General features: G+C 69.4%; 16 protein-coding genes and 1 pseudogene. 8 read left to right on the forward strand and 9 right to left on the reverse strand.

What is annotated here, in order from left to right:
• The first annotated feature begins 14 nt into the window (after positions 1-14).
• The gene (locus tag ACIRS4_RS04245) at positions 15-668 is read left to right on the forward strand and encodes a two-component system response regulator (protein WP_404189820.1); all 654 of its coding nucleotides are present in this window, start codon (positions 15-17) and stop codon (positions 666-668) included.
• Positions 669-1,097: 429 nt separating this feature from the next.
• Here the strand turns inward: ACIRS4_RS04245 and ACIRS4_RS04250 are convergent.
• Both ACIRS4_RS04250 and ACIRS4_RS04255 read right to left on the reverse strand, forming a co-directional pair.
• A pseudogene (locus ACIRS4_RS04250) lies at positions 1,098-1,220 on the reverse strand (gamma-glutamyl-gamma-aminobutyrate hydrolase family protein); the annotation flags it as partial.
• Between the two features lie 293 nt (positions 1,221-1,513).
• Positions 1,514-2,083 (reverse strand): TetR/AcrR family transcriptional regulator, encoded by a 570-nt coding sequence (locus tag ACIRS4_RS04255; protein ID WP_404189664.1) that lies wholly within the window; start codon positions 2,081-2,083, stop codon positions 1,514-1,516.
• A 126-nt stretch (positions 2,084-2,209) separates the two neighbouring features.
• On the opposite strand from ACIRS4_RS04255, the gene ACIRS4_RS04260 reads away from it, so the two are divergent.
• The gene (locus ACIRS4_RS04260) at positions 2,210-2,923 is read left to right on the forward strand and encodes an alpha/beta fold hydrolase (protein ID WP_404189666.1); all 714 of its coding nucleotides are present in this window, start codon (positions 2,210-2,212) and stop codon (positions 2,921-2,923) included.
• Positions 2,924-3,095: 172 nt separating this feature from the next.
• Here ACIRS4_RS04260 and ACIRS4_RS04265 read toward each other — a convergent pair whose 3' ends face one another.
• Positions 3,096-3,545: a transcriptional regulator gene (locus ACIRS4_RS04265; protein ID WP_404189669.1), complete on the reverse strand. Its 450-nt coding sequence runs from the start codon at positions 3,543-3,545 to the stop codon at positions 3,096-3,098.
• Positions 3,546-3,604: 59 nt separating this feature from the next.
• On the opposite strand from ACIRS4_RS04265, the gene ACIRS4_RS04270 reads away from it, so the two are divergent.
• From ACIRS4_RS04270 to ACIRS4_RS04295, 6 genes are all read left to right on the forward strand, one after another.
• Positions 3,605-4,438 carry an NAD(P)H-binding protein gene (locus tag ACIRS4_RS04270; protein WP_404189823.1) on the forward strand — a complete coding sequence of 278 codons (834 nt, stop codon included), beginning with the start codon at positions 3,605-3,607 and terminating at the stop codon, positions 4,436-4,438.
• Between the two features lie 61 nt (positions 4,439-4,499).
• Positions 4,500-4,784 (forward strand): hypothetical protein, encoded by a 285-nt coding sequence (locus tag ACIRS4_RS04275; protein ID WP_404189672.1) that lies wholly within the window; start codon positions 4,500-4,502, stop codon positions 4,782-4,784.
• A 584-nt stretch (positions 4,785-5,368) separates the two neighbouring features.
• A complete protein-coding gene (locus tag ACIRS4_RS04280; RefSeq protein WP_404189825.1) occupies positions 5,369-5,572 on the forward strand; it encodes an alpha/beta hydrolase fold domain-containing protein in 204 nt (67 codons plus the stop codon).
• Between the two features lie 422 nt (positions 5,573-5,994).
• Entirely contained in the window at positions 5,995-7,116 is a 1,122-nt protein-coding gene (locus tag ACIRS4_RS04285) for a lactonase family protein (RefSeq protein ID WP_404189675.1), read from the forward strand.
• 277 nt (positions 7,117-7,393) lie between these two features.
• A complete protein-coding gene (locus ACIRS4_RS04290; protein WP_404189677.1) occupies positions 7,394-8,839 on the forward strand; it encodes a DUF1996 domain-containing protein in 1,446 nt (481 codons plus the stop codon).
• 997 nt (positions 8,840-9,836) lie between these two features.
• Positions 9,837-10,136: a hypothetical protein gene (locus tag ACIRS4_RS04295; RefSeq protein ID WP_404189679.1), complete on the forward strand. Its 300-nt coding sequence runs from the start codon at positions 9,837-9,839 to the stop codon at positions 10,134-10,136.
• Positions 10,137-10,185: 49 nt separating this feature from the next.
• On the opposite strand, the gene ACIRS4_RS04300 is transcribed toward ACIRS4_RS04295, so the two are convergent.
• The 6 genes from ACIRS4_RS04300 to ACIRS4_RS04325 form a co-directional block, all read right to left on the reverse strand.
• Positions 10,186-10,599, reverse strand: coding sequence for a hypothetical protein (locus ACIRS4_RS04300; RefSeq protein WP_404189681.1), 414 nt, complete (start codon positions 10,597-10,599; stop codon positions 10,186-10,188).
• Between the two features lie 98 nt (positions 10,600-10,697).
• Positions 10,698-11,555 (reverse strand): formate dehydrogenase accessory sulfurtransferase FdhD, encoded by an 858-nt coding sequence (gene fdhD, locus ACIRS4_RS04305; protein WP_404189684.1) that lies wholly within the window; start codon positions 11,553-11,555, stop codon positions 10,698-10,700.
• A gap of 53 nt (positions 11,556-11,608) precedes the next feature.
• A complete protein-coding gene (locus tag ACIRS4_RS04310) occupies positions 11,609-12,991 on the reverse strand; it encodes an L-serine ammonia-lyase (protein ID WP_404189687.1) in 1,383 nt (460 codons plus the stop codon).
• 67 nt (positions 12,992-13,058) lie between these two features.
• The gene (gene glyA, locus ACIRS4_RS04315) at positions 13,059-14,318 is read right to left on the reverse strand and encodes a serine hydroxymethyltransferase (protein WP_404189689.1); all 1,260 of its coding nucleotides are present in this window, start codon (positions 14,316-14,318) and stop codon (positions 13,059-13,061) included.
• 58 nt (positions 14,319-14,376) lie between these two features.
• A complete protein-coding gene (locus ACIRS4_RS04320) occupies positions 14,377-15,558 on the reverse strand; it encodes an NAD(P)/FAD-dependent oxidoreductase (protein WP_404189692.1) in 1,182 nt (393 codons plus the stop codon).
• 217 nt (positions 15,559-15,775) lie between these two features.
• A partial coding sequence (locus tag ACIRS4_RS04325; RefSeq protein ID WP_404189695.1) for an SRPBCC family protein occupies positions 15,776-16,057 on the reverse strand: 282 nt, incomplete at its 5' end.

A 16,057-nucleotide genomic window follows, 5' to 3' on the forward strand; every position in this document is an offset into this window, starting at 1 on the left:
ATACAAGGGCCAAGATCCTTCTGGTCGACGACCAGCCGGAGAACCTGCTGGCCCTGGAGGCCATCCTGTACGCGCTCGACCAAACACTCGTCCGCGCCTCGTCGGGGGAGGAAGCACTCAAGGCGCTTGACGACGATGAATTCGCCCTCGTTCTACTCGCCACCCGGATGTCCGGAATGGACGGCTACGCGACCGCCGCACACATCAAGCGCCGTTTGCGGACTCGCGACACCCCGATCATCTTCGTCAGCGGGTACGAAACGATCAGTCCCCACGCCACCTTCCGAGGGTATGCGGCCGGTGCCGTGGACCATGTGTCGCGACCGTACGATCCCTGGGTGGTGCGCGCCAAGGTGAACGTCTTCGTCGAGATACACCAAAAGAACGTGCAACTGCGCAAGCAAGCGGCCTTGCTGCGCTCCGGGGCCGCGACCGATCTGTTCGCGCAGTTGTCCACCCTGTTGTCCGACGCCGAGACGCAGGCACGCGACCTGACAGGGCAGCTCCAGGCACAGGCACCGAGAGCGACGGTGAGGACCACGGCCGCTCGCCTGGAACGCGCGGTCAGGATCCTGCGCCAGGTGCTGCAGGGCGCGTTGGAGCTGCAGGAACCTGGTACCCCGCCCGCCCCGGCTCCCCTGCACTCGCCACGACGTCGAGACCGGTAAAGGGAGCCCGTCCGCGCGATCGGCGCCAAGCTCGACATCGGCGACGCCCTCGACCGCCTCGTCACCGCTGGCCGCTTGCAACGCTGGTGGCCCTACGAACCGGAGACCGCAGCATCGTGGCGACGACGCCCGTGCCCGAGAGGTCCGCTCCCTGCTGCGCGTGGACAGTGACGCTCTGCTGCTTCCCGGCGGACCGCTGGAACCCGTCGCCGAGCGTGAGCGACCCTCACGCCTCGAACTTTTCCGCCCACACGGTCATGTACCGGACGCCGAGGCGGCCTCCGTCTGGTCATGTTCTCCGACAAGGATGCACTGACCGCAACGAAGGCCGTCTGGGTGAACAGGGAAGTTCATCCGCCTTTGCAGATCGCCCTGGCAGTGTCAGTGTCTGACGCGGGCTGCTCGCACGAGGGCGTCGAAGAGGCCCTGCTAGGCGGGGTCGTCGTGCGCGGTGTCCTCGGGGTGCCACTGCACCGCGGTGAACCAGCCTTTCGTACCTCGGAGTTCGAGCCGCCGGGACGGCGGGGCGGCGGACCCCCTTGCTGCCCTTGACCTCGGCGGCGCGCAGTCCGTCGTAGGTCAGCTCGCGCTGGAGGCCGTGCTGGAGTTCGCCGGCGCCGACCTTCCCACGTTCAGCCAGGCCGACCTGGACGCCATCGCTCACGAACTCAACCACCGTCCGCGCAGGACCCACGGCTACCGCACTGCGGCAGAGGTCTACGCTGACCTCCTGAACAGCAATGATGCGCTGACCGCTTGAGGTCGCCATCGTTTCTTGACGGCGAGACACCAACGCGCATGGACTGATCGCCGGCCTGGTGGTCCCAGGGGTGGTTGTCCGGTCGTCAGGTGTCCTGGGAGGGGAAGACCTCGTCGACGGCGCGGCGGAGGGTTTCGCGGACCGCCTTGGGATCGTCGAGTTCGGCGGACTGGAACGCGCCGTCGTGGAGGAGGACGAGGAGCCGGGCGGCATGGTCGGGGTCTGGGTGGCCCATTTCCGCGGAGAGGTCGCGCAGGACGCCGAACAGCCAGGTCCGCTGGTCGTCGATCACGGCGCGCACCGGGTGGGTGCGGTCGGGGTACTCGGCGGCGGCGTTGAGGAACTGGCAGCCGCGGAAGCCGTCCTCCAGGGTCGCGTCCCCCAGGACGGCCATGACAGCGCGCAGCGCTTCGCGGGGCAGCTTGCCTTCGCGGGCCTTGGCGACGGCCTCTCGGATCCCCTGCGCGGTGGTGGTGAGGTAGGCGGAGACCAGGTCGTCCTTGCTGGGGTAGTGCCGGTAGAAGGTCGCGCGCGTGACCTTGGCCTCGGTGACCAGGCGGTCGATGCCCACGGCCTGGATGCCCTCCGCGTAGAAGAGGCGGGACGCGGTGCGCAGCAGCCGGTCCTTGGGGTGGAGCTCCGAGGCAGTCGTCATACCCCCATAGTAAAGAAAGACCAGTCGTTCTTTTGCGTCACCACCGCCGCATTGCAACCCCAGGGGAGAACGATTAGTCTTTCTCGCAGAAAGACCGATCGTTCTCCCAGTGGAGGAATCGAAGCCATGAGCACCACCACCCCCACGATCGTCCTGGTCCACGGCGCCTTCGGCGACTCCGGCATGTGGAAGGGCGTCATCGCCAAGCTCCAGGGACAGGGCTACACCACTGTGGCCGTGCCGAACCAGCTGCGCGGTCTGGAGTCGGACGCCGCGTACGTCGCCTCCGTCACCAACGCTGTCGAGGGCCCGGTCGTCCTGGTCGGCCACTCCTACGCCGGCGCTGTCATCACCCGCGCCGCCCGCGACGCCTCCAACGTGCAGGCTCTGGTCTACGTCGCCGCCTACCAGCTCGACGAGGGCGAGAGTGCCCTGGAGAACGCCGCCTCCCACTTCCCCGGCGCCAAGATGGGCCCGGACGTCACGTTCTCCTTCGAGCACGAGGGCGAGCCCGAGCTGCGGGTCCTGGCCGGCCACTACCAGGACGTGATCGCCGGTGACCTGCCCTCCGAGGTCACCGACATCCTCGCGGTGACCCAGCGTTCGGTGACGGTGAAGGCCCTGACGGACAAGGTGTCCGGCACCCCCGGCTGGCGCGACCTGCCCTCGTGGGTCGTGGTCGCCACCCAGGACCACGCCATTCCCGGCCAGGCCCAGGAATTCATGGCCGAGCGCGCCGGATCCCACATCACGCGCGTCGAGGGCTCCCATGCGGTGTCCATCTCACAGCCCGACGCGGTCGCCGACGTGATCCTCGAGGCCGCAAAGGCCACCCGCTGACCCACCCCCCATGCCACCGCCACCGCCGCCCAACGGGCCCGGTGGCGGTGGCATGCCGCGGACTACCTCTCCCTCTGAGCGGCGCGGCCATGTAGAGGAGCCAGCAGCGCCCACCCGCGCGGGCGGTCCGGAGCGAGCCGGGAGCGCAGGCGCTGCGGCACACGACCGGTGATCAGGGCGAGCGCGGCGGGAAGCAGGGTCGATGAACAGGCGGCGAGACGTTCCACCATCTCCAGCAGGAGGCCAGGCCGCTCGAAGCGCCCGCCGTAGCGGGCCGCCAGTTCTCGGAGAGGGGCCGGGAGCCGACGGTGACGTTCTCCATGGAGACGGTCGGCTGGGAGACACCGACGTCGGAGATGTCGCACACGCACGCCTCCCCACCCTCGTGCGAGGCCACGGCAGAGAAGAGCCGCAGGCCGACTGGGTCGCCCAGCGCCTTGAACATTCGCGCGGCCGTCTCGGCCGCTTCCGCGGTCATCGGACGTTCGGTCAGCGGCGGGCAGCACGGTGCCACACCCTGACCGTCAGTGGACTCGAGCAGCGGCAGCGCCTTCGCATTCGCCTGTGCCGAAGTCGTCTCAGTCAATGCGAGGCAGTGGGCTGACTCCTTGACCTCAACCATTGTTGAGGTCTTAGCGTGCCGTGGACGTGATCAACGGCTGACGGCAGGGAGAGATGACGATGATCCTCGTGACCGGCGCGACCGGAAACATAGGGAGTGCTTTGCTGAGGGAGTTGTGCCTGTCCGGTGCTGCACCTGTGCGAGGTCTTACTCGTGCCGTGGGACGGGTCTCGTTCCCTGAGGGAGTCGAAGCCGTTGAGGGCGATCTCGCGCAGGCGGAGTCTTTGAAGGCTGCGTTGGAGGGTGTGCGCTCGCTGTTCCTGTGGGTGGGTACGGGTGCGGAAGGCGAGGTCATCGCGGCTGCCAGGCAGGCTGGTGTCGAGCATGTGGTGCTCGTGTCGTCGATCACGGTGCAGACTCATCCGCATCTGCCTGGCGCCGGCGAGAATCTGGCTGTTGAGCAGTTACTCAAGAACAGCGGCATGGCCTGGACGATCCTGCGCCCGACGCAGTTCGCCTCGAACACCCTGTGGTGGGCGCAGTCGATTCGCGATCAGGGCGTGGTCCGAGCGCCATATGCAGACATCGGCCTTCCCGCGATCCACCCCGCGGACATCGCGGCGGTGGCCCGCGTGGCGCTGACCGACCCGGGACACCGGGGACGGACGTATGCGCTGACTGGGCCGGAATGCGTCACGGCCCGACAGCAGGTGGCAGCCATAGCCGCGGTGTTGGGGCGAGAGGTGGCCTTCATTGAGATCAGCCGGGAGGAAGCCCATCAACAGATGGCTTCCTTCATGGGAGACGAGACCGCGGGTGCTGTCCTCGATCTGATGGGTGGGGACGTCAATGACGAGTTGGTGAGGGTGCGCGACACCGTTTCCCGGGTCACCGGGTCCGAGCCCAGATCGTTCCAGGAGTGGGCATCGGACAACGGTGCCGCCTTCGGCTGAGACCGCGTGTGCACTGCTGTTTCCAGGCTGAGTGGGTCGGTCTTCGGACAAGGTCATCGGCGTGGAACCCGAGGACGGGGCCGACACCCTGCTGTCGATGCGCTGCGGCCGGCGCATCGCCCTGCCCGAGGTCCCCGCCACCATCAGCCGACGGACTCGGCCACACCAGCCCTTCACCGCTGACGTGGGCCGTGAACTCCGACTCCTCGACGCCGTCGTGACCGTGCCCGACCGGGACAGCACCATCGCCATGGCCTTCGCGTTCCGGCACTTGAAGGCCCGTTCCTTCCACCGGCTCATCAGCCAGATCGCCCACCGGAAGGACCAAGTTCCTGCCGGACCCTGACCCCTTGGCTTTCGGGCTCTCGTCGGGCTGCCCGCCGGGGGCGGGACCGGCCGCGCCGTCGCCGCTCTCCGCGCAGCCCGAGACGATCGCGGCCAGGGCGAGGGCCGTGAGACCACTCTGGTACGCCGTCCACCTCGTCCGGCATTTATCGAAGAAGGTCAGGCCGCAGGGGCCGAACGCGGCGACGGTGTTCCTGACCCGCGTGGCGGGAGCCCCGACGATGCTCGTCGGGCAGCCGACCGAAGGTCCCACACCAAAGGGCCGCGGCAGTAGTTCAGTTGCGCATACCGCGGTGTGGCATCGCGGGGCCGTAGAAGAAGTACTGGATCGTCCGTGTGGCGATGAAGAGCAGCACGCCACCGCCAGCGGCACCGAACCCATAGACGATCAGGGACGCAGGGCCTGATCTGTCGCCGTTCCCCTCGCTCATCAGGCCGTACAGCGCCGCCGCGCCCTCTGCCCCCTGCGTCCACGGCTCGCCGCCCCGGCCGGATCAGCGTGAACCGGCCCTTTCCGACCAGGTCCACCGTGGACTTACGACGGCGGTTGAACTCCACCCAGGCGGGCGGCAGGACTCACCCAGCCTGTCGTTCAACACAGCCGCGGACCGCACCACCGACGCCAGTACCCTGCATGCGCGAGCCGTCGCATACGCGGGTGCGACCCCCCGCACCGACCCCCTGCTCAGCCCTCTGCACGGCAACCTGCACGGGCTGCCGCCGATCCGACTGCAGGCGGCCGGTACGGACGTCCTGTTGGACGACACGCCATGTGCAGGCCGCGGGTGAGCCGGTATCCCCAGGCCGGGCGGCTCGGGATGTCGGCGAACGCCGGACGCAGCCGACGGCCGGCTGAGGTCGCCGTACGGGCGTCGTGCAGTCCGCCCTTGAACACCGGCGGAGAGACGCTGAGTTTCACCCTCCAGCCCACTCGGCGCCCGGCCGCGACGGCACGCAGCTCCGAACTCCACAGTGACGCGCAGCAGTCGGAAGCGGAGCCGTTTCTTACGAGACTCTGACAAGGGGCCGAAACCTCTGCCGCCTCCACTGCCCCAGAGGCAATGCTGGCTCCGCCGGTCACCGAAACCAGGTGACGGAGAAGGGTTGAGGAGCAGCGCATGAGCAGGCATACAAGGCGCAGGTCACCGTTGCAGGTCCGACTGACTGTGGCGGGAGCGGGAATCCTCGCGGTGGCGGGGGCCGCCGTGACAATGACCATTGCCTCAGCGGGTGAGCCCGTCCGTCCTCGAGCGGACCCACAGACGGCCCGAGCCGACCACGCCGTCTTCGTCCAGGGCAACGAACTCGAAGGCAACAGCATCCACGTCTTCCGGCGCGACGCGGACGGGAAGCTCACCGCCGCGGGGCGATACGCGACCGGTGGCAAGGGTGGCGATCAAGTGGACGCGCCCACCGACTCCCTCGCCTCCCAGGGCTCCCTGGTGTACGACGACCGGTCGGGGCTGCTGATGGCGGTCAACGCCGGCAGCGGCACCGTGACCTCCTTCCAGGTCCATGGGCAGAGACTGACGCACCGCCGAGTGGTCAAATCCGGCGGTGACTTCCCGTCGTCCATCGCGGTGTCAGGCGGAGTCGCCTACGTCATGAACGCGGGTGGCGCGGGCAGTGTGCAGGGCTTCCGCATCACCGACAACGGGCTCAAGCCCCTGCCGGGCTCGCACCGGTCCCTGGGGCTCGGCAACGAGAAGGTGCCGCTGTTCAGCAGCTCGCCCGGCCAGATCGCGTTCACACCGGACGGCCGAGCGCTGGTGGTCACCACCAAGTCCGCCAACACCATCGAGGTCTTCCCGATCGGCCGCCACGGCCTGCCCACCAGGAAGGCCGTGGTCAACCCCTCCGCCGGCGAAGTGCCGTTCGCGATCACCTTCGACCGGGCCGGCCGAATGCTCGTCGCTGAGGCCGCGAAGTCGACGGTCAGCACCTACACGGTGCGGTCCGACGGCCGCCTCAAGCTCATTCAGCGTCCGCTGGCCAACGGCCAGAACACCCTGTGCTGGCTGGAACGCGCCGGTGACTTCTTCTACGGCGGCAACACGGGCAACTCCACCGTGACCGGCTACCGCATGGACCGGTACGGAAGGCTGGCACTCACCAACGGCCGCGGGGTCGCCACGCCGCCTTCGGCCAAGTCCCAGGGAGTCATCGACCTGGCGGTGACGAAGGACGAGAAGTTCCTCTACGTGCAGAACGCCACCTCCGGCACCGTGGACGGCTTCCGTATCAGCAGCGACGGCTCACTCACCAAGGTCACCACCGCCACCGGACTGCCCGCCTTCGCCGACTCCGGGATGGAAGGCATCACCGCGGTGTGAAGATGCGGCAACCGCATGCGGCGCCCCGGAGCGACACCGGGGCGCGACATGGGCGGCGCGTCCACACGCCGCTCTCCCAACCGGGGGCCTCCTGCCCATGGCAATGACGGTGACCGCCCTGGCCCAGCCGCATGGCGACGCTTGCCCCGCAAACATGTCACGGACCCGAGGAAGCCATCCCCGCGCCAGCACGTCCACATGTGCTCGCCGGTCGACCGCGCCACCGGGGTACCGGCCCGCAGACGCCCACTTGCTTCGACAACTTTCTAGGAAAACCATGCGCCACACCACGCCCAATCGATCGAAGACAGCCAATCGAGTCATCGCCGCCGCAGCAGGCCTGGCCCTGGGGGCAGGAGGGCTGATAACCGTCAACATGTACGCCTCCGCCGACGAGAGCGGAGACACCAACTCGACGAAACGCGCCTCGGCGGACCAGACTCAAGTGCTCGCAGCCGGAACCGCCACCATCGGCTGCCCGGATGTCGGCGCCAAGCTGACCTCGGTCCCCCGCCAGGCCCGGGCACAGGTGGACAAGGAACTCGCGCTCCTCGACAGGCAGGTGGCCGAGGCGTACCAGCGGCTGCAGAACTCGGCCAGGGCGATCCAGCAGGACAGCAACTTCGCCACCAATGCGATCATGGGGCCGTTGAAGGACAAGAGGGTCGCGACCATCGACCGGATCGCGATCGCGATCGGCAGGTCAGGCGCAAGGCCGCAGGGCCTCGAATCCCTCGCCGCCTGTACGCTGCGCGCCTCCGGCAATCAGCCGGGCGCCGGTCAGGACGGCAACAGCGGACAAGGCGGGAACGGCCCCGCGGCTGCCGACTTCGTGGACATCACCACGGTCCGGCCGAACGTGCGCAATGCAAGCAAGTCGCGCCGCGCTTCTCTTGGCATCTTCACAACACGGTGCGGCGTGAACAAGAACAAGCTCTTCAACTCCGACAACGTCATCGTCGCCCCAGGTGTCGGCAACGGCGCACACCACACGCACGACTACGTCGGCAATCAGGACAACAACGCCTCCACCACCAATGAAGAGTTCGCCGCTGCCGGCACCAGCTGCCGCAACCAGGGCGACAAGTCCACGTACTACTGGCCGGTGCTCCGCCTCCAGGACGGCACCCGGGAGTTCGACGCCCAGCGGCTGGGCGGCGGCGCCGAGGGCAACACCGGTCGGATCCTCACGGCGTCGAAGGTCACCTTGAACTTCGTCGGCAACCCGCGCGGCAAGGTCGTGGCAATGCCCAAGTTCCTGCGCATCATCACCGGTGACGCCAAGGCATTCACGAACGGCACGGCGAACGCCAACGCGTCGTGGAGCTGCACCGGCTTCGAGAACCGGCAACTGACGGACAAGTACCCGGTCTGCCCTGAGGGCAGCAGCCTGGTCCGCACGTCCAAGTTCCAGAGCTGCTGGGACGGCCGGAACATCGACAGCGCCAACCACCGCTCCCACGTCGCCTTCGCCGACGCCAGGACCGGTGGCTGCCCCGACGGCTTCAAGGCCATCCCGCAGCTGGTCCAGCGTCTGGTCTACGACGTTGACGCACCCAGCCTCGACGACAACGGAAAGACCAGTCCCTTCTACGCCGTGGACGGATTCCCGGAGCAGATGCACAAGCCGATCACGGACCACGGGGACTTCATCAACGTCTTCGACGAGAGGCTGATGAACCGGATGGTTCAGTGCATCAACACAGGCCGAAAGTGCCAATGACCTCCTCTCCGGAACACCAAGATCGCCGACAGGATCCTCGTCATGGCGGACGGCCGGGTCGCCGAGCACGGCACCTACGACGAACTCGCCCACGGCGGCGGCCTGTTCGCCGAACTTCTGGCCCTGTCCACCGATCGCTGACCAACGGTGCCGCGCCCCGGCAACGAGACGCGGCACCCCACCGCCGAACTGATTTTCCAATCCGGAGCCCGACTGGATCCTGAACCATCCCCGCGGGCGCGGGGAGCAGACGACGGGCCGGCCGAGGATGCTCGCTTCATCCGCGACAACCGTCGCACGCCGAGCAGACACTTCCCGTATCCGGGCGACCAGGCGCGGGTGGATCTTGGTCAGCCCAGGAAGCTCAGCCGGACCTGGCGGTTGACGTTGTCCTTGTTGGTGTCCGCCAACCTCCGCAAGGACAACGCCGGCCTATCCGGATGGCAAAGCACGCCGGTCCAGCCGTGGCCGTCACCTCACTGCGGGCCGCGGGCCGCGGGCCGCGGGCCGCGGGCCGCGGGCCGCGGGCTGTCGTAACGGATGTGCACCGACGGGGAGCCGTCTCGATGGCCTCCTGCGCATTCGGCGTGTACTGCTCGTCATTCGCCAGTTCAAGCATCTTCGCTATGCCGACGATCAGCTTGACGCCGTCTTCGGGGTTCCACCCTCCATCGCCGTCCCACTCGGGCGAAATGCGGCGCGGGCCGGAAGAGCGCCTGCCAGAATTCCTCGCCGTCCACCTCGCCCGCGGGGAAGGACGCGTCGCCCACCGAGGCGATGTACTCGTTGAGGCTCAGTACGTCCGGGTGGAGTTGAGGATGCGGGCCAGGGCGGTCGAGCCGCTGCGTCCCGTACCGAAGACGAAGGTCAGAGAACGCATGTACCCCCTTCTCGAATCCCCTGTGGGTGGTGTAGGCGAGTCGCGCCCCGAACACCGCCGCGTGCAGGGTGAATTGACGATTTCATGGGGGCGCGCCCGAACCTTATGATCTTGGTCATGACTGTGCAGAACTCCGACAAGACACTCTCCCGCAAACAGCGACTCCAGGAGAAACAGCGCCGCCAGCTGGCGGTCGTCGACACCGTGGACAAGGCCGAGGTCAAGGTCCGCAAGGCGGAGACGGAACTGGCCGTGGCCGTCACCGAGGCCGTTCAGATGTTCGGCGACGAGGACGCCGCGTCCGAGGCGCTCGACATGTCCGTCGAGGCGATCCAGCGCTTCCTGCGCATGGCGCGGGACGAAGCGGCGCGCGCCGGCGAGGCCTCCGAGCCCGCCGAGGCGGCAGCCGCCTCCTGAGCCGTTCCGGCGTGCGGCACGGGTCTGGACGGCCACAGGCAGGGCGGCGTCAGGCCGCCGACGCCGTCCGGGTGCGGGTCCAGGTCGTGGCGGAGAAGGACGAGGGCGGCGGCCGGGCCGAGGACGGTCCAGGGGGCCAGTCCGCGTAGGGCTGGTTCTCCGAGAGCGGGCGGCCCCACTCCGGGATGGGCGGCTGCTCGCCCAGGCCGAGGGAGGCCAGCACGAGGACCGTGGCGGGCAGGCGCAGCAGCGCGTTGCGCACCAGCGCGGGCAGGACCGCGGGCAGCAGGTGGTGGCGCAGGAGGTAGACGGGGCCTGGACGGGCGGCACCGCGAGGGCTAGCCGCAGGCGGCCTCCGGGGCGGCGCACCGCCCGCACCCGATCCGACCTCCCCGGCGAAGTAGCCGGCGAGCACCGGGGTGAGGGCGAGGGCCGTCAGAAGGCGGCGGGCGGTGGTGCGCATGGTCGGTCCTGTCGTGCGGCGGGCGGATCGCGCCCCCGGCGCGCGTCAGCGGCGTCCCGGGCCAAGCTGACAGGGCCCCCGCCGTCCGGCGGGCGAGGTCAGGCTCCGGACACCGCCGTGGCGCCGGCCCGCAGGTCGAGCCGGTGCTGACCCGCGTAGACGTTCATGGAGCCGCCGCGCAGGAAGCCGACGAGGGTGAGCCCGGTCTCGACGGCCAGGTCCACCGCGAGGGAGGAGGGCGCGGAGACCGCGACGAGGACGGGGATGCCCGCCATGACGGCCTTCTGGACCAGTTCGAAGGAAGCCCGTCCGGAGACCAGCAGGACGGTCCGGGACAGCGGGAGTTCACCGGACCGGAGCGCGCGGCCGACCACCTTGTCCACGGCGTTGTGACGGCCGACGTCCTCCCTCAGGTCGAGCAGGTTCCCCTCGGGCGAGAACAGTCCGGCCGCGTGCAGTCCGCCGGTGCGGTCGAACACCTGTTGTGCGGCGCGCAGCCGGTCGGGCAGGAGGGCCAGCAGGTCGGGGGTGACCCGGACCGGCGGTGCGTCGGCGATGGGCCAGTGCGCCGTGGTCCGTACGGCGTCCAGGCTCGCCTTCCCGCACAGGCCGCACGACGAGGTGGTGTACACGTTGCGCTCCAGGGTGATGTCGGGGAGCGGCACACCGGGCGCGAGGCGGACGTCGACGACGTTGTAGGTGTTCCGGCCGTCCTCCGTGGCGCCCGCGCAGTACACGATGTTCGCCACGTCCGAGGCCCGGCTCACGACACCCTCGCTCACCAGGAACCCTGCGGCCAGGGCGAAGTCGTCGCCGGGTGTGCGCATGGTGACGGCCAGCGGTCTGCCGCCCAGCCGGATCTCCATCGGCTCCTCCGCGACGAGCGTGTCGGGGCGGGTGCTCCGTGCTCCGTCCCGGATCCGCAGCACCCGGCGTCGTTCGGTGACCCGGCCCATGAAGCCTCACTCCCAGTTCTGTCGTCGGGGCCGCGGCCGGTGCTCTGCGGCGCTCAGCACTCGATGACGTTGACGGCGAGGCCGCCGCGGGCGGTCTCCTTATACTTGACCTTCATGTCGGCGCCGGTCTCCTTCATGGTCTTGATGACCTTGTCGAGGGAGACATGGTGACGGCCGTCGCCGCGCAGAGCCATGCGGGCGGCGGTGACGGCTTTGACAGCGGCCATGCCGTTGCGTTCGATGCAGGGGATCTGGACGAGGCCGCCGACGGGGTCGCAGGTGAGGCCGAGGTTGTGTTCCATGCCGATCTCGGCCGCGTTCTCCACCTGTTCGGGGCTGCCGCCCATGACCTCGGCGAGACCGCCCGCGGCCATGGAGCATGCGGAGCCGACCTCGCCCTGGCAGCCGACCTCGGCGCCGGAGATGGAGGCGTTCTCCTTGAAGAGCAGACCGATGGCACCGGCGGCGAGCAGGAAGCGGACGATGCCGTCCTCGTCGGCGCCCGGCACGAACTCCAGGAAGTAGTGCAGGACGGCGGGGATGATGCCGGCCGCGCCGTTGGTCGGCGCGGTGACGACCCGGCCGCCGGCGGCGTTCTCCTCGTTGACCGCCATCGCGTAGAGCGTGATCCACTCCATGGCGCGGGGCAGCGGGTCGCCCTCGCTGCGCAGGGCGCGGGCGGCCGCGGCCGCCCGGCGGCGGACCTTCAGTCCGCCGGGGAGGATGCCCTCGCGGGCCAGCCCCCGGGAGATGCACGCCTCCATGACCCGCCAGATCTCCAGCAGACCCGCACGGATCTCCGCCTCGGTGCGCCAGGCCTTCTCGTTCTCCAGCATCAGCGCGGAGATCGACAGCCCGGTCTCCCGGGTGAGCCGCAGCAGTTCGTCGCCCGTGCCGAACTGGTGGGGCAGCACGGTGTCGTCGAGCTTGATGCGGTCCGCGCCGGCGGCTTCCTCGTCGACGACGAAGCCGCCGCCGACGGAGTAGTACGTTTTCTCCAGCAAGGGGACACTGTCGGCGTCGTACGCGAAGAGGATCATGCCGTTGGCGTGGTAGGGCAGCGACCGCCTGCGGTGCAGGACCAGGTGGGCCGAGGCGTCGAAGGCGACCTCGTGGGCGGGACCGATCTCCGCGCCGAGCAGACGGATGCGCCCGGTGGCACGTATGCGTTCGACGTCCACGTCGGCCTGGGCGACGTCGACCGTGTGCGGCTCGTTGCCCTCCAGGCCGAGCAGCACCGCCTTGGGGGTGCCGTGGCCGTGGCCGGTGGCGCCGAGCGAACCGAACAGCTCCGCCCGTACGGCGGCGGTCTGGGCCAGCATCCCGTCCTGCTTCAGCCGCCTGACGAACATCCCGGCGGCGCGCATCGGGCCCACGGTGTGGGAGCTGGACGGGCCGATGCCGATCGAGAACAGGTCGAAGACGCTGATTGCCACGCCACGCTCCGTGGAGTCGAGGGGGCGCGCCGGCGGTGACGGGGCGCGCCCTGCGGGAGGTTGTCGGTCACAGTCCGGGGTAGAGGGGGTGCTTGTCGGCGAGGGCCTTGACCCGGGCCTTGAGGACTTCGGTGTCGTACGAGGGCTTGAGGGCCTCGGCGATGACGTCGGCGACCTCGGTGAAGTCCTCGGCGGTGAAGCCGCGGGTGGCCAGGGCGGGGGTGCCGATCCGCAGGCCGGAGGTCACCATCGGCGGACGCGGGTCGTTGGGGACCGCGTTGCGGTTGACGGTGATGCCGACCTCGTGGAGACGGTCCTCGGCCTGCTGCCCGTCCAGGTCCGAGTTCCGCAGGTCGACCAGGATCAGGTGCACGTCGGTGCCGCCGGACAGCACGTCGACCCCCGCGGGGCGGGCGTCGGGAGCCGTCAGCCGCGCGGCGAGGATCTTCGCGCCCTCGACCGTGCGCCGCTGACGCTCCTTGAACTCCTCGCTCGCGGCGACCTTGAAGGAGACCGCCTTGGCCGCGATGACATGCTCCAGCGGACCGCCCTGGAAGCCGGGGAACACGGAGGAGTTGAGCTTTTTGGCGAACTCCTTGCTCCGGGCCAGGATGATGCCGCCGCGCGGCCCGCCGAGCGTCTTGTGAGTCGTGGAGGTGACCACATCGGCGTACTCGACGGGGTTGGGGTGCAGCCCGGCCGCCACCAGACCCGCGAAGTGCGCCATGTCCACCCACAGCAGGGCGCCGGTCTCGTCGGCGATCCGGCGGAACGCGGCGAAGTCCAGTTGCCGCGGATACGCCGACCAGCCCGCGATGATCACCTTCGGGTTGTGGGCTTTGGCGAGTTGTTCGACCTCGTCCATGTCGACGAGGCCGGCGTCGTCCACGTGGTACGGCACGACGTTGAACTGCTTGCCCGAGAAATTGATCTTCATGCCGTGGGTGAGGTGACCGCCGTGGGCCAGGTCCAGGCCGAGGATGGTGTCGCCGGGCTGGGCCAGGGCGAACAGGGCGGCCTGGTTGGCGGAGGCACCGGAATGCGGCTGGACGTTCGCGTACTCCGCGCCGAAGAGGGCCTTCACCCGGTCGATCGCGACCTGCTCGGCGACGTCGACGTGCTCGCAGCCCCCGTAGTAGCGGCGGCCCGGGTAGCCCTCGGCGTACTTGTTGGTCAGGACCGACCCCTGCGCCTGAAGGACCGCCACCGGAGCGAAGTTCTCGGAGGCGATCATCTCCAGCGTGGACTGCTGGCGGTTCAGCTCGGCGTCGACGGCGGCGGCGATCTCGGGGTCGAGGTCGTGCAGGGACTGGTTGAACAGGGTCATCGGCGGTCTCCTGTGCGGGTTCCGGAGGGAGGAGGCGGAGCGTTCACGGACGGAGCGCTCAGGACACGGCGACCGCGGCGGCGGGGACGAGCGTGCGGCGGAGCCGGTTGAAGAACTTCGGCTGGTTGAGCGAGAGCACGGCCACGGGGTCGCCCTGGTGCCGGTAGACGGCAGTGAAGGTGCGGCTGTCGAGGTCGCCCTCGACGATCTCGGGCTCCGCGCCCGGGACGACGTACCCGGCGAGCTGGATGCGCGTGCGGTACTGGTCGGACCAGAAGTAGGGGGCGGTGAGCGGGGCCGGGGCGGACACCCCGGTCAGCAGGGTCCGGGCGGCGGTCCTCGCCTGCTCGGTGGCGTTGCTCCAGTGCTCGATGCGGGCGTGGCGTCCGGTGAAGGGGTGCGGGCAACGGGCCACGTCACCGACGGCGACGACGCCCGGGACGGTGGTCGCGCAGCCGGAGTCGCACACCACGCCGTCGTCCACCAGGACCCCGGAGCCCGCGAGCCAGTCGGTGTTGGGCCGGACACCCACGCCGGCCACGACCACGTCGGCGGGCAGCACCCGTCCGTCCGCCAGCCGTACGCCGGTGACCCGGTCCCGGCCCAGCAGTTCGGCCACGCCGGTGCCGCACAGCAGGTCGACGCCGTGATCGGTGTGCAGGGAGGAGCACACCAGGCCCATCTCCCGGCCGAGTTGGCGCTCCAGGGGGACGTCGGCAGCCTCGACGAGGGTGACGTGCAGGCCGAGCCGGTTGGCGGTGGAGGCCACTTCGGCTCCGATGAAGCCGGCGCCGATCACGACGACCCTGGGCAGGCCGTCCAGCAACTCGGCCCGCAGGGCGAGGGCGTCGTCCAGGGTGCGCAGGGTGTGGACGCCGGCCAGCCCGTCGGATCCGGGGAGCGTGCGGGGGCTCGCGCCGGTGGCGACGACCACGCCGTGGGTGCGCACCTGCTTCCCTCCGGTCAGGGTGACGGTCCGGGCGACGGGGTCGAGACGCACCGCGCGTTCGCCGAGCAGCCAGTGCACGTCCAGGTCGTCGTACTCGGCGGCGTCCCCGAGCGCGAGCGCGTCGGCGTCGATGTCGCCCTTCAGGAAGTCCTTGGACAGCGGGGGGCGGTCGTAGGGGGTGTGGCGCTCCTCCCCCACGACGACGATCTCGCCGTCGTAACCCTCTGTGCGCAGCGCGCGGACCGTGCTCAGGCCCGCCAGTGACGCTCCGACGACGGTGATGCTCCTCATGCGGGCTCCTGACGAAGGGATGTCTCACATGGCACAACGACACGCGTTATGCGCAACATGATTTCGGTGGAATTCGGGCGTGTCAAGAGGACGGACCACGGAACGTTCCTGATGACGCTCCCTGTTGCGGCGAACGCAACGGACCGTCCGTGGCCCGTCCACCTGCCGGAGGGACCGGAGCGGCAGGTGGACGGGGGTTCGCGAGGACGCCGGGAGGTCAGTGCGCGGGGCCGACGTCGAGCTTGTTCTGCAGCCAGGTGTGGAACTCGCCGATGTGGTGCTCGCTGGGCACCAGCACCCCGCCCTTGGCGTACGCCTTCGAACTCATCGCCGGCTGGGTACGCTCGCAGGCGTCGAAGTCCTGCTGGTTCACCCGGTGGAACAGCTCCACCGAGCGCTCCACATCCTTGCCGCTGTCCACGACGTGGGGCAGGTACAGCCAGTCGCACTCCACGATCGTGCGGTCCGCCGCCATCGGGTACATGCGGTGGAAGATCAC

Origin of the sequence: Streptomyces sp. NPDC101166, from assembly GCF_044768125.1 — a bacterium.
In the GTDB taxonomy this organism is placed as follows: domain Bacteria; phylum Actinomycetota; class Actinomycetes; order Streptomycetales; family Streptomycetaceae; genus Streptomyces.